Source organism: Vibrio sp. UCD-FRSSP16_30, from assembly GCF_001676025.1.
In the GTDB taxonomy this organism is placed as follows: domain Bacteria; phylum Pseudomonadota; class Gammaproteobacteria; order Enterobacterales; family Vibrionaceae; genus Vibrio.
In genome coordinates this window covers 57,695-72,201 of record NZ_LZFW01000079.1, presented here as the reverse complement: position 1 = coordinate 72,201, position 14,507 = coordinate 57,695, and the positions used below count along the sequence as shown (strand labels likewise).

Genomic DNA, 14,507 nt, shown 5'->3' with positions numbered 1-14,507 from the left:
CAGGCGGGGGAGTTTCCTTCGCCATGACAACCTCATTTGCCCGCTTTTTTAGCGGGCTTTTTTATGCCTGTTTTTCCTACGCTATTTCTGACCACTTAATTACTGTGATTGGCATAAGAAATTATTGATGAAAATTTGGAATGAGTCGCTTTCTTAGGTTTCTCTATTGTGATTGGTGTCACAGTGCTACTGTAGCGTTTTATTATTGATGATAGGCGGCTATATATGGATGTAAGCATTCAGGTACTTACGTTTTTATTTTTTATTGCGGGTTTAGCCGCTTTTATTGATGCGATAGCTGGGGGCGGTGGCTTACTTACTGTACCTGCTTTATTAGCTGCAGGTGTTCCTCCGACACAAGCACTTGCGACCAATAAATTGCAAAGCTCATTTGGTAGTTTCTCTGCCAGTTTTTACTTTGTGCGCAATGGGTTAGTCAATTTAAAAGAGATGCGTCTTGCCATTCTCTGTACCTTTATCGGCTCGGCGATTGGGGCTGAAACTGTTCAGTATGTCGATGCGAGTATTTTAACCAGTCTTATCCCAGCTTTGCTTCTGCTTATCTCTTTATATTTTTTACTTGCGCCGCAAGCTCAGGAATCGACCGGCACACAAAAAATGTCAGAAGTGATGTTTGCTTTGTGCATTGGTGGCTGTATCGGTTTTTATGATGGTTTCTTTGGCCCAGGCACAGGTTCAATTTTTACTGTTTGTTTTGTGGTGATTGGCCGTTTTTCTTTAGTTGAAGCGACAGCAAGAACCAAAGTTCTGAACTTTACCTCGAATATCGCCGCGCTGACCTTTTTTATCATTGCCGGTCTACCAGTGTGGAAGATTGGTCTTATTATGGCGATAGGCGGCTTTATTGGTGCTCGCTTAGGCGCAAAAATGGTGGTAGCAAAAGGTCAGCGCTGGATACGACCTCTAGTGATCTTTATGTCGATGACCATGGCTTTTAAACTGCTTTGGGAACAACATCACCAATGGTTTCTATCATTATTTTCACTCGTTCATTTTTAAGTGATTTTGCTCTGACACATAGATTGATTGGACGATTGAGTGGTTTTAGCTCATCAAAATGATAAATGTTGTCTGCGGTAATATTTAAGGTCCTTATTGTTGAGAGCGGAATAAGGGCCGCCGCAAGTCCACCTAATGCTAATTTTGCCGCCGCAGTGTAAGAGTCCATTTCCATAATCGGACTAATCCCTAGTTTTTCTAATAGTTGCAGTTGATAGGTATTTGCCGGGTTATTTAAGTCATTACAGATAAGCTGTTTAGGTAAGCTGGTGATGGGTTTATGACTGACAATAAAGAAAGGCTCATCGAACAGATGAAAGATCTTCAGGCCATGTTGCTTGGGGAGATTACCGGCACAAAGACCAATGGTGACTCTTCCTGATTGGACATTTTCGACGATACGAGGTGTATGGTTGGTGGTAATGGTTAAAGTGTTTTCTATATTGGTGATCTTATCGACTTGAGTCGATAAATATCCGGCAAGAAGGGTTTCTGAGCAATCAATCTTAATTACCGCATCAGACGATAAGCTTTGTTCGTCACTAATCAGCCCCTGTAATTCAATAAAAGTGGGGGCAACATTGCTGATTAAGGCTTGAGCGGCTGGAGTTAATCGGATTAAGCGACCATCGGGTTCAACAAGCTTCTTATCTAACTTCTTTTCAAGATTAGCGATACGTTTGCTAACGGCAGATTGGCTAATATAGAGCTGTGAGCCGGTACGGCTCATAGTTTTCTCTTTGTGCAACACCAGTAGTGTCTCAATACCTTCTAGTAACATATCGTACTCATGAATATTAGGAATGGGAATAACGCTAGATGATTTAAGCTATAGATGCGAGAAAAATAATCAGAAAATAACAAAAGGCAGTGATATACGTTTATCGTAACTCGCTGCCTTTTGTTTGGATATTAGGGTTTGCCTAATGCGAAGGTGGGCAGTGATAAGTGCCAACGAATAGCCGCTAATCGTATAACCAGGGTTACTGTGATACCACCTAACATAGCATGGGTATTTGGGACGCCCAGTTGCATGAGTCCGGTGTGAGTACATCCGCCGGCAATACAGGCTGTTGCGTAAACTTCACTGCGCAAAACCATTGGGATTTCCCTTGCCAATATATCGCGCAAGATCCCGCCGCCACAGCCGGTTAATACACCCATCATCACCGCAATCATATAAGAGTCTTGGTAGCTAAGGGCTTTTTCTACACCGATTCCGACAAAGGCAGCTAGACCAATGGCGTCACAAACTGGTAATAGATACCAAGCAATTCTTTTAGGGCGTCTGACTATAAGCATGGTGAGCAGACTGGTGATAATGATCACCCAGATATAGCTAGTATTGCCTATCCAAAATACAGGGGCACCGAGCATCATGTCTCGTATTGTGCCACCACCTATTGCTGTCACTGCAGCTAAAACCATTACCCCAAACGGATCCATTCTTAATCGACCCGCCAGTAATACCCCTGATACAGCAAAGATGGCAGTACCAAATAGGTCGATAAAGTACAACAGGCTCATTATGCTGTTTTCACCAATGAAAGCATGTTGATCACCATTTCAGATGAACTCTTAGCCGCAAGAGGCAGGAATTCTTCAAAGCTCATTGGTGATTCTTTGTCTGCGATATCAGAGATGGCTCTAACCACCACAAAAGGTACATCAAACTGATGACAGGTTTGAGCAATTGCAGAGGCTTCCATTTCAACAGCGATAACTGATGGGAAGTTAGTGCGAATGCGTTGTTGTGCTTCAGGTGTGCAAACAAACGTATCACCGGTACAGATAAGGCCGTGTACCGCATGCTTGTCTGTCATGTTATCTAGGGCCGATTGAGCTAAAGCGATGAGCTTCTCATCTGCTTTAAATGCGGCAGGTTGGCTGGCCATTTGACCAATTTCATAACCAAAGGCTGTGACGTCGGCATCGTGATGACGAACTTCGGTTGAGATGATGACATCGCCTAGGTTGAGGCTGGCATCAAAACCGCCAGCAGAACCTGTGTTGATGATAATGTCAGGTTGATAGTCGCTGATCAGTAAAGTCGTACCAACAGCTGCGGCAACTTTACCAATACCTGATTGAAGTAAAACTACCTCAACACCATCAATATCACCGGAGAAAAAGGTACAACCGCCTTTTTTCTCTTCTGTCATGTGGTTGATAGTTTGTTTTAGGATGGCAACTTCTTGTTCCATCGCGCCGATAATGCCGACTTTCATGAAAATCTCGCTCTGATCAATGTAGCAACTTAGATAGGGCGAGATTGTATCATAGGAGTTTTATAGAGTTGAGACCTAGATTAAATTGGCATCTTTTAGTGCCTTTCTTAGGGCATCTACACGTTTTCTGTTTACCCCAAAGTCAGAGCGGCCGGTGCGAGACTCTGAGCGAACAATAAGGTTATTACCTTCTATGCGAAGCTCAAGATCATCGACAAATCGAAAGACTTTACTGGTAAATTCGATTCTTAAATAGTCGCTTTGTTTAGTGGCTGTTTCGGCTCGCCCTAAGCTCAAGGCGACCGTTTCTATTGCTTCTATTGTGGCACCAGACTGCAGAGTAAAAGGAGCAAGAGAGAATTTTTCTCGGCTGTCTTGTGTTGAAACACAGTTAGGATTGTTAGCACATGGCTGAGTACTTCTATCTTGCATTGTCTGGTCTCCGTTAGTACAACCGCTAACAATAAATAGGGCTGTAAGTAGTGTGAGTAGTTTACGCATTTTAATCATTCTCTATTTCAATCATTCTCTATGTCAACCAAGTACAGTTTCGTAGAAGGTGACTTAATAAAAAAGGTAAGAGTCATAAAAAAGGCCAGCGTTGTAGGCTGGCCAAAGATTGGAATTTTTAAATATTACTTTATTAGGAAAGCATTAAAGAGTTTGCTTTCGCTTCTAAGTTAGAACCTTGCATTAAGTATTCATCAACCGCGATTGCACACTCGCGACCTTCATTAATGCAGCGAACAACCAAAGATTGACCTGTACGCATATCACCAGCGGCAAAGATGCCTTTTTGGTTTGTTGCAAACCCGTCAGTTGCAACATTACCACGGTCATCTAGCTTGATATCAAGTTGAGCAAGTACGCCGGTTGGTTCAGGGTGTAAGAAACCCATCGCAAGGAAAGCATTATCACAAGGGATAACACGTTCACTACCTGCAACTTCTTCAAATGATGGACGCTCACCGGGAGCGGCATCTTGCCAAACGATGTCAGCAATGCGTAGACCAGTAACTTCGCCTTTATCGTTACCGATAAACTCTTTAGTCAGGATATTCCAATGACGCTCACAGCCTTCTTCGTGAGAAGTGGTTGTTTTCATAATCATTGGATATTGAGGCCAAGGCATATTTGCAGGGCGCTTCTCTGGTGGAATCGGCATGATTTCAACCTGAGTAATGCTTGCTGCTTTATGACGGTTAGAAGTCCCTACACAGTCAGAACCCGTATCACCACCACCAATGACCACAACATGCTTATCAGCAACGTGAATTTCATCACTTTGTAGATCCATATCGTTAGCACGGCGGTTGTTTTGACCTAGGAATTCCATCGCAAAATGAACACCTTCCAGCTCACGACCTGGAATAGGAAGATCGCGTGGCACTGTAGAGCCGCCAGTAAGCAGCACTACATCAAAGTCTTGGCGAAGCTGCTGAGCATTGATATCAACACCGATATGGGCATTAACTTCAAACTTAACACCCGCTTCAGACATTAGATTAATCTTACGATCAATGACGTCCATACTTAGCTTAAAGTCTGGAATACCAAAGCGCAGTAGGCCACCGACTTTCTCATCACGTTCAAATACCGTCACACAGTGACCTGCACTGTTTAGCTGCTCTGCTGCCGCTAAACCTGCCGGGCCACTGCCTATGATAGCAATGCTCTTACCTGTGCGAGAGCGTGGCTTCTTAGGTTTTGCGTAGCCTTCTTTATAAGCACGCTCAACGATAGTTTTCTCGATATTACAGATAGTAATAGGATCTTGGTTAATCCCTAATACACACGCCGTCTCACAAGGAGAGGGACATACTCGACCTGTAAATTCAGGGAAGTTATTGGTCGAGCTTAGAATGTTCCAAGCCTCTTCCCAGCTATCACGATAAACCGCATCGTTAAACTCAGGGATGATGTTACCAATAGGGCAACCGCTGTGACAGAAAGGTACGCCACAATCCATACAACGAGATGCTTGAGTATTGATCTTGTCACCAAACTCTTCGTTTAGGACAAATTCTTTGTTGTCTTCGATACGAACAGACGGGTCACGTTTTTGTGGAAGCTCGCGACCGTGCTCCATAAATCCAGTAGGCTTACCCATGATTAAACTGCCTCCGTTTCGGTTTGTTGCTGTGCTTTTTCCTTATTCTTTTGAAGAACGGCTTTGTAGTCACGAGGCATTACTTTCGCCATAGACTGTAAGTTCGCTTCAAAGTTATCTAGGAAAGACTGAGCAACTTCACTTCCTGTGAATTGAACATGTTTAGTTAACATATCTTGAAGTAGTGCTTTATCTTCTGCTTCGATAGGGTCTAGATCGACAAGTTCAGCATTAAGCTTGCTTTCAAAGTCGCCGCTCTTATCCCATACATAAGCAACACCGCCACTCATGCCCGCTGCAAAGTTACGACCAGTAGAGCCAAGGATAATAGCCACACCACCAGTCATGTATTCACAACCGTGGTCACCAACACCTTCTACAACCACTTTAGCGCCTGAGTTACGAACACAGAAACGCTCACCAGCAAGACCGCGAATGAAAGACTCACCCGAAGTTGCGCCATAGAAACAGACGTTACCCACAACGATGTTATCTTCAGGAACAATGCTTGAGTTAGCATCTGGATACAGTACTAATGTACCGCCAGACAAGCCTTTACCCCAGTAATCGTTCGCATCACCTTCTACTTCAAACTTAACGCCTTTAGCTAGGAATGCACCAAACGATTGGCCGGCACTACCATTGAACTTAACGCTCATTGGCAGTGGAAGACCCTGATCTTTATACACTTTAGAAATTTCGTTAGACAGCATTGTGCCCACGCTTCGGTCAGTGTTAATGATAGGGAATTCAGCTTCTACCGCTGCGCCTTTTTCTAGGGCAGGGGTCGCTAGTTGAATCAGTTTACGGTCAAGTACATCTTCTAGGTTATGGTTCTGCTCAATCTGGTTATAGATGCCATCTTCCGCACGCGCAGGTTCAATATGTAGAACAGGCGTTAGATCTAGGTTCTTATATTTCCAGTGAGTAATATCGTCACGTACTTTCAGTTTCTGTGACTGACCAACCATCTCTTGAATAGTGCGGAAACCAAGCTCTGCCATGATTTCACGTAGGCCTTCAGCCATGTATTGGAAGAAAGTAACTACGTCATCTACACGGCCGTCAAAACGCTCACGTAATGTTTTGTTCTGCGTTGCGATACCAACAGGACAGGTGTTTTTATGACACTTACGCATCATGATACAACCTTCAACGACTAGAGCTGCCGTTGCCACGCCCCATTCTTCAGCGCCGAGTAACGTTGCTACCGCAAGGTCACGAGGTGTTTTCATCTGACCGTCAGACTGAACAACGATACGGTTACGTAGACCGTTTTTCAGTAGTGTTTGGTGAGTTTCTGCTAGACCTAGCTCCCACGGCAAACCTGTATGGCGAATTGATGACATAGGTGAAGCACCAGTACCACCATCAAAACCTGCAATAAGTACAACGTCCGCTTTTGCTTTTGCCACACCAGATGCGATTGTGCCTACACCGGCTTCCGACACTAGCTTGACGTTAACGCGCCCATCACGGTTAGCATTTTTTAGATCATAGATTAGCTGAGCCAAATCTTCGATTGAGTAAATATCGTGGTGCGGTGGTGGCGAGATTAGGCCAACTCCTGGAGTCGAGTGACGTGTTGCACCGATCCAATCGTCAACTTTATCACCCGGTAGTTGTCCACCTTCACCCGGTTTTGCGCCCTGCGCCATCTTGATCTGAATTTCTGCAGAGTTCGTTAGATAGTAAGACGTTACACCAAAGCGTCCAGATGCAACCTGTTTGATTGCTGAACGTTCCCAGTCCCCGTTTTCTTTAGGCTCGAAACGATCTGGATCTTCACCACCTTCGCCTGAGTTTGATTTTGCGCCAATGCGGTTCATTGCAACGGCAAGCGTTGAGTGAGCCTCATAGGAGATAGAACCAAATGACATTGCACCTGTCGCAAAGCGCTTCAAGATGCTTTCGATAGGTTCCACTTCTTCTAGTGGGATTGAACCTGCTGGGTTCTTCACAAAGTCTAATTGACTACGTAGCGTTGCAGCATCATCACCTTGGCTATCTACAGCGCTGGTGTATTGCTTAAACTGGTCAAAGTCTTTGTTACGCGTTGACTGTTGCAGTAGTGAAATGGTTTCAGGGTTAAACAAGTGTTTTTCACCACGTTGTTTCCACTGATAAACACCACCCACATCAAGCATTTGAACTGGGATCTCACGGGTTGGGTAACCAATGCGGTGACGAACAATGACTTCTTTAGCAATGTCATCAATCGTTAGGCCTTGAATACGCGAAACGGTACCAGTGAAATATTTATCAACGACTGACTTACTCACACCTAGAGCTTCAAATATTTGAGCGCCATGGTAGGACTGAAGTGTCGAAATACCCATCTTCGAGAAGATTTTTAGTAGACCGCCGTTGACACCTTTACGGTAGTTTTCAAACAGGTCTTTGATTGCCGCTTGCGGGTCCAGTTTCTTAGTACGCTGTAAATCCACCATAGTTTCAATCACTAGGTATGGGTTAATTGCGTTAGCACCATAACCGATTAGCGTTGCAAAGTGATGGGTTTCACGTGCGTCACCTGTTTCAACAACGATGTCACACTTAGCGCGTAGACCTTTGCGAATTAGGTGGTGGTGCACAGCGCCAACCGCCAGCATTGCAGGAATTGCAGCGTGGTTTGAATTTACCGCGCGGTCACTAAGAAGAATAATCGAGTAGCCATCAACAACCGCATCTTCTGCATATTGGCAGATACGTTTTAGTGCGCGTTCTAACTTGCCTTTATCTTCGCTAGCTTGGAATACGATATCCAGCGTCTTAGATTGTAAGTGCTCGTTATCAATAGCGCGAAGCTTCTCAAGTTCTGAATTTGATAGAACAGGAGATTCTAGTTCAACTTTTTGACAGTGCTCTGGGGTCTCAGTCAGAAGGTTCTGATCCTTACCTAGGTAAGTATTAAGAGACATAACCATGCGCTCACGAATTGGATCGATTGGCGGGTTAGTGACCTGAGCAAACAACTGCTTAAAGTAGTTAGATAGATGCTGAGATTGATGAGAAAGAATGGCTAGTGGCCAGTCAGCGCCCATTGCAGAAAGAGGCTCTTTGCCATCTTTTGCCATAGGAACAATAATTTCATTCACTTCTTCAGAGCTCACACCAAACGATTGTTGTTTGTGCAGTAAGCGTTCTGCTGAAGGTTGGTTAAATTCGTTTTCTGCATCAGGCAGTTTTTTCAGGCTAAGAAGGTTATCTTCAACCCATTGCTCGTAAGGTTGAGCATTAGAGATAGAGTCTTTAACTTCTTCATCTGAAATGATACGACCTTGTTCAAGGTCAGCAACAAAGATACGACCCGGTTGTAGACGACCACGGAATTCAACATTCTCAGGTTCAATCTCAACCACACCAGATTCTGATGCCATAACAAGGAAGTCATCTTTAGTGACAGTATAGCGAGATGGACGTAGGCCGTTACGGTCTAGCGTTGCGCCAACTTGCACACCATCAGTAAAACATACTGATGCAGGGCCATCCCAAGGTTCCATGATGTTTGCGTGGTACTGATAAAATGCACGACGCTTTGGATCCATGTTTTTGTTTTCTTGCCATGCTTCAGGAATTAGCATCATAAGAGCATGTGGCAGAGTACGGCCAGATAGCACTAGAAGCTCTAATGCCATATCAAAGTTAGATGAATCTGAGCTACCTTCTTGACAGATTGGTAGCAACATATCAATTTCAGCTTGGCTGAAAAGATCGGACTCAAGAATTGCCTCACGCGCCTTCATCCAGTTTAAGTTACCGCGAACAGTGTTGATTTCACCATTGTGCGCAATATAACGGAAAGGCTGAGCCAAACGCCATCGAGGGAAGGTGTTGGTTGAGAAACGTGAGTGAACCAAAGCAAGCGCTGTTACCATGGTCGGGTTTTGTAGGTCGAGGAAGTATTGAGGTACTTGCTCAGTTGTTAGCTGACCTTTATAAACCAAGGTCTTGTACGACAATGAGTTGATATAGAAGTCATCGCCAATGTTAGATACGCTTTCAAGACAAACACGAACAGTATAGTTACGTAGTACGTAGAGCTTTCTTTCTAGCTCTTCTGGTGTCGTGCTTGCACCGCCAGTAATAAATACATGTTCAAACTGTGGCTCTGTGCTTAATGGGTCGGCACCCAGCATAGAGTTATCAGTAGGCAAAGCACGGTAACCTAATACTTCTAGGTCAAGTCGCTGTGCGTTACGCTCAAGAATATCGCGACACTGGGCACGTTTGTGCTCATCACGAGGGAAAAGTACAACACCAACACCGTACTTATCAAAAGACGGTAGGCGAATGCCTAGTTTAACGGTCTCTTCTAATAGAAACTCATGAGGTTTTTGCAACAGAATACCTGCGCCGTCACCAGAACATGGATCGCAGCCTTGGCCACCACGGTGCTCCATACGAGCTAACATATCCAGTGCTTGAGTTACTACCCGATGAGATTTTCGGTTTTTTAAGTGTGCGACAAAACCGATACCACAAGCGTCATGCTCCAATTCCGGAGTATATAAACCTTGGGGTGACTGTTCTCTATCCAACATAGGTAAATCCTTCCAATCTAATACGACAGTGGGAGTGCTCCCGTGTCCTTCCTTATTATTGTCTTTTAAAGGGCTAATATGTGTGAATTAGCCTGCTTCCATTCCGTATCCCGCTGAAAAGTTTGCGAGAAAAACATTCCTTGGTCATTTCCAATGTTTAGCTTCTGATTAATAGAATCTTATCAAGGTAGGTGTGGAATATGACCGACTATTCGTCTGCATCTTAAACTCTAGAAGAGTCTATATTAGACGATAGTCGTAACCATCCTACAATTTTGTCTAACGTAATTCCAACGAAAGTTGCACCGAAATGGATTTTTTTGTGAACAGTTTGAAGCTGTATTTAAGTAAGTTTTTCGCGTAGATATTCAATAACTGTCTTTTAAGTGAATAGTTAGTACAAAACATCGTCATCGAAAATAGCAAGTGGAGCTGTTAGAATGCAGACCATATAAGGCAGGGATGTAATTTAGTTTCATGACAGGGTGTCGGGATAGTTAGTCAGTATAGGTTTGAAATTCAATGCAGTTGCACCAACTCGTTAACACTTTAGGGCAAGATCTACAGCGTCGGTATGGCGAAAAAGTACATAAACTGACACTGCATGGCGGTTTTAGTTGTCCTAATCGTGATGGCACTATTGGCCGTGGAGGCTGTACTTTTTGTAATGTTTCTTCTTTTGTCGATGAATCAACGCAAGCACAAGCAATAGAGGTACAACTTAACGCTCGTTCTAAAGAGATTGCTCGCGCTAAAAAGTATTTTGCTTATTTTCAGGCATACACCAACACCTTTGCCGAAGTTCAGGTGCTTAGAAATATGTATGAAGAGGCGCTAGCCTCTGCTGATATTGTAGGACTGTGTGTTGGTACTCGGCCTGATTGCGTACCTGATGCGGTGATGGATTTGCTGGTGGAGTATAAGCAAAAAGGTTATGAGATTTGGTTGGAGCTTGGTTTGCAAACCGCCAATAATAAAACCTTAAAGCATATTAATCGTGGCCATGATTTTGAGTGTTATGCAGAGATCACCAAAAAAGCTAGAGCAAATGGCATAAAAGTCTGTACTCATTTAATTGTTGGTCTGCCAAAAGAAACCAAGCAAGATAACCTAGAAACATTGCAAAAAGTGCTCGATGTTGGCACCGATGGTATTAAGCTGCATAGTTTACATATCGTTGAGGGCAGTACGATGGCCAAAGCTTGGAAAGCAGGAAAGCTGACAGAATTGAGCCTTGAGCAATATGTCGATACCGCCACAGAGATCATTCGTATGACGCCTCCTGATATTGTTTATCATAGGGTTTCATCGGCGGCGAGAAGACCGACGTTATTATCTCCATTGTGGTGTGAAAACCGTTGGTTGGCGATGACCGAAATAGGCCGCAATTTAGACAAAAAAGGCGCGCAAGGCTCTCTTATCAATCAGCCTTTTGAATTTATTCAGCCAGTATTAAATAGCCAACCGACTAATTAAAAAGCCAATAATCCTCACTTACCTCCGTAGACCTCTAAAATACGCTCTTGCTTTGCTTACTTTTATAGCAAGGCAAGATAAACTAGCGCCAGTTACAGCAAATGGACTGCTTGATGAAACAGCTAAAAACCTATTCCCAATATTATGTCGACCTTTTAGTTCGCCTTGGTATTTACCGATTCTCTTTTCTTATTGCTCTAGCGCTAATTTTTACCGCCACCATGGTTCAGGTTGGGTTTAGCTGGGCATTAGGTGAAGCCTTTGAGTACAAACACGCACTTCGATCATTAGCCTTTGGTCTAATAATGACGCCTTGTGCCGTCTATTTTATCTCTATTGTTGTAGAACAACTGGAAGAGTCTCGCCGCCAGTTATCAACACTGGTCTCTGAACTAAGTGAATTAAGAGACCGAGATCTTGAGCTAAACAATCAGCTAAAACAGAACCTACATAAGTTGAATTTAGAGATGAAGGAGCGTTTATCCGCTGAGGATTCTCGTGAACAAGCGATGCTTGATCTTGAGCATGAAGTTATCCAAAGAGAAGTGACTCAGATTGCGTTAGCAGAACGAACCGCATTACTACGCTCGTTTATTGATGCCTGTCCTGATCTTTTTTATTACCGAACTGCAAATGGCGTTTTCTCAGGGTGTAACCAAGCGGTAGAAAAACTCACGGGAAAAAAAGAGAAAGAGTTGGTGGGGTTAACACCTTGGCAGGTTTATAAAAAAGAGATAGCTCAGCAAATAGTCGAAACCGATCAAGTAGTATTTGAAAATAAAGAAGAGCTTATTTACGAGCAATGGCTTGAATACCCAGATGGACGCAAGGCGTACTTTGAATTAAGAAAAGTGCCTTTTTTCGATAAAGATAGTCATTATCTGGGCTTGGTTGGATTTGGTCGAGATATTACCGAGCGCAAGCTTAATGAGAAATCTCTAGAAAAAGCCAGCCGAGATAAAACAACGTTTATTTCGACAATCAGCCACGAGCTTAGAACTCCGCTAAATGGCATTGTTGGTCTTAGCCGAATGTTGCTTGGGACAAGTTTGGATAAAGAACAGCGCCAATATATGCAAACGATCAATGTCAGCGCCATAACCTTGGGGCATATTTTTAACGATATTATCGATATAGATAAGTTTGACCGTAATAAATTGGAACTGGTGCCCACAGAGCTTAATTTTAACGAGTTTGTGACCGAACTAGACAGCTTGTCACGTCTCATGGCTGAGCAAAAAAGCCTGAGATTTGAATTAGAGCGTCTGACGAATATGCCCGATAGCATAGTGGTGGATGCAACACGTCTTCGCCAAGTGTTGTGGAATTTGATCAGTAACGCCATGAAATTCACCGCTGACGGTGGTGTGTTTGTCAACGTGAGCGCTGAGGCGGTTGAGAATAATCAAATCTCAATTCGTTTTGAAATAGAAGATACTGGCGTTGGCATACCAGAATCTGAATTGGATAAGATTTTCGCGATGTATTACCAGGTGAAATCAGAAGAAGGTAATTTACATGCGGTTGGCACAGGGATTGGATTGGCTGTTTCTCAATCTTTAGTCAGAAAGATGGGCGGAGAAATTTACGCGACTAGTGAACTAGGTCATGGCAGTACTTTCTATGTGGAGATGACTGTGCCAAGAGGCACTGGTGTTATTGAGGAGCATGAAGCCGAAGAGCCACTGCAGCGTCCACTTTCGATATTTATGATAGAAGATATCGAATTGAATATTACGGTTGCTCGTTCCTTGATCACCAGTTTTGGACACAAGGTTGATGTCGCAATGACCGGCAAAGAAGCGCTAAGCAAGTTTGAACCTGCAGATTATGATTTGGTGTTACTCGACATACAACTACCTGATATGACGGGGTTTGATATTGCCAATGAATTACAAAATCGCTATACCAACTTACCGCCGATTGTTGCGCTTACCGCTAATCTAGTAAAAGATAAAACTGCCTATATTGAAGCGGGTATGCAAGATGCTATCAGTAAGCCTCTGTCGGCAAAAGCACTGCGTAAAATACTCAATAAATTGTGTTATCTCGATGAGCAAGTGATAGAGGAAAAATCTCATGCCACTAAAGCGGTATTAGAGGATAGCCATTTAGATATAGTATCGGTTGATGAGTTAATTGATAAAGATATGCTGCGTTCATATATTGAGATTGTCGGCAAGAAACCAGTGCTGGACAGCGTGCAGTTATTTAAAGACATGATGCCCGACTATGTGGCGATTTTAGACTCTAACTTAGTGGCCAAAGACCAAGATGCAATCGTCTCTGAAGCGCACAAAATAAAAGGTGCGGCAGGATCGGTCGGGCTTAAACGTGTGCAAATGGTTGCCCAGCAAGCGCAATCACCAGAGCTTCCAGCATGGTGGGAAAACATACATGATTGGATAGATGAGATAAAAGACAGCTATCTTAGTGATATTAATGTTCTTAAAGATTGGATTGAGCAAGAGTTTGATAAATAATAGATACACGCTTTATTGTGTATTTAAGAGACTTCAGAACAGTATCTTTAGATTGAAGTTTCACAGTAACGTTTCAAAGTATTAGTTACGAATAGGAGTTTGCTATGAAAGTGAAAGCACTGGGTGCCATCTTGTTAGGTTCAGCATTATTATTTGGCTGCGCTTCTATGATTAACGTCCCATGGACCGAGGCATCTTCAACGGTAAAAATTGAGCAAACTGATGTAGCATTAAATGCTTCTGTATGGCGCAATAAAATGCCGACATTAAATGAATCTAAAACGTTCGCCCTACATGGCACGGTAGTATTATCTTCAGATAAGATGATTCCGGCTGATGTGATCGTGAAATCGATCTGGCTTAGACATGATGATGAGGTTCTTCAAGTTGATGAAGGGTCATTTGATGTAGAAGCAATTAATGAACAGCAATGGAAGGTGTCTTTTAAGCAGGATGATGATTTTAATGGGGAGATTTCTAATGCTGATTTAGCGGTAGAGCTCGATAATGGAACTCATCAAATCTGGCTCGTAAATTCATCGATTGATGTTGATACCGTGTATTAATCGATTTGTAAAATCAGGCATTAAAAAACCCAGCTTATGATTGCTGGGTTTTTTATAATCAACTCTTGAATTGACTAGTG

Annotated in this window: 10 protein-coding genes; 4 read left to right on the top strand and 6 right to left on the bottom strand. The window is 43.3% G+C overall.

Annotation, left to right across the window (positions count from 1 at the left end; all coding sequences use genetic code 11):
- Nucleotides 1–225 precede the first annotated feature (225 nt).
- Nucleotides 226–1,020, top strand: coding sequence for a TSUP family transporter (locus A9260_RS15470; RefSeq protein ID WP_068700543.1), 795 nt, complete (start codon nucleotides 226–228; stop codon nucleotides 1,018–1,020).
- On the opposite strand, the gene A9260_RS15465 is transcribed toward A9260_RS15470, so the two are convergent.
- The 6 genes from A9260_RS15465 to gltB all read right to left on the bottom strand — a co-directional run bounded on the left by A9260_RS15465 (nucleotide 956) and on the right by gltB (nucleotide 9,902).
- Nucleotides 956–1,801, bottom strand: a complete 846-nt coding sequence (locus A9260_RS15465; protein ID WP_068700541.1) for a LysR family transcriptional regulator — start codon at nucleotides 1,799–1,801, stop codon at nucleotides 956–958. The genes A9260_RS15470 and A9260_RS15465 overlap by 65 nt on opposite strands.
- A gap of 131 nt (nucleotides 1,802–1,932) precedes the next feature.
- A complete protein-coding gene (locus A9260_RS15460) occupies nucleotides 1,933–2,547 on the bottom strand; it encodes a trimeric intracellular cation channel family protein (RefSeq protein WP_068700538.1) in 615 nt (204 codons plus the stop codon).
- Entirely contained in the window at nucleotides 2,547–3,248 is a 702-nt protein-coding gene (gene mtnN, locus A9260_RS15455; protein ID WP_068700536.1) for a 5'-methylthioadenosine/S-adenosylhomocysteine nucleosidase, read from the bottom strand. The genes A9260_RS15460 and mtnN overlap by 1 nt, the downstream gene beginning before the upstream one ends.
- A 75-nt stretch (nucleotides 3,249–3,323) precedes the next feature.
- On the bottom strand, nucleotides 3,324–3,749 hold the full coding sequence (locus tag A9260_RS15450) for a DUF1499 domain-containing protein (protein ID WP_068700671.1): 426 nt from the start codon (nucleotides 3,747–3,749) through the stop codon (nucleotides 3,324–3,326).
- Nucleotides 3,750–3,891: 142 nt separating this feature from the next.
- On the bottom strand, nucleotides 3,892–5,358 hold the full coding sequence (locus A9260_RS15445; protein WP_068700535.1) for a glutamate synthase subunit beta: 1,467 nt from the start codon (nucleotides 5,356–5,358) through the stop codon (nucleotides 3,892–3,894).
- Between the two features lie 2 nt (nucleotides 5,359–5,360).
- Nucleotides 5,361–9,902: a glutamate synthase large subunit gene (gltB, locus tag A9260_RS15440; RefSeq protein WP_068700532.1), complete on the bottom strand. Its 4,542-nt coding sequence runs from the start codon at nucleotides 9,900–9,902 to the stop codon at nucleotides 5,361–5,363.
- Nucleotides 9,903–10,424: 522 nt separating this feature from the next.
- Here gltB and A9260_RS15435 point away from each other — a divergent pair.
- From A9260_RS15435 to A9260_RS15425, 3 genes are all read left to right on the top strand, one after another.
- Entirely contained in the window at nucleotides 10,425–11,378 is a 954-nt protein-coding gene (locus A9260_RS15435; RefSeq protein ID WP_068700530.1) for a TIGR01212 family radical SAM protein, read from the top strand.
- Nucleotides 11,379–11,491: 113 nt separating this feature from the next.
- Nucleotides 11,492–13,861 carry an aerobic respiration two-component sensor histidine kinase ArcB gene (gene arcB / locus A9260_RS15430; RefSeq protein WP_068700528.1) on the top strand — a complete coding sequence of 790 codons (2,370 nt, stop codon included), beginning with the start codon at nucleotides 11,492–11,494 and terminating at the stop codon, nucleotides 13,859–13,861.
- Between the two features lie 104 nt (nucleotides 13,862–13,965).
- Entirely contained in the window at nucleotides 13,966–14,427 is a 462-nt protein-coding gene (locus tag A9260_RS15425) for a hypothetical protein (protein WP_068700525.1), read from the top strand.
- Nucleotides 14,428–14,507 lie beyond the last annotated feature (80 nt).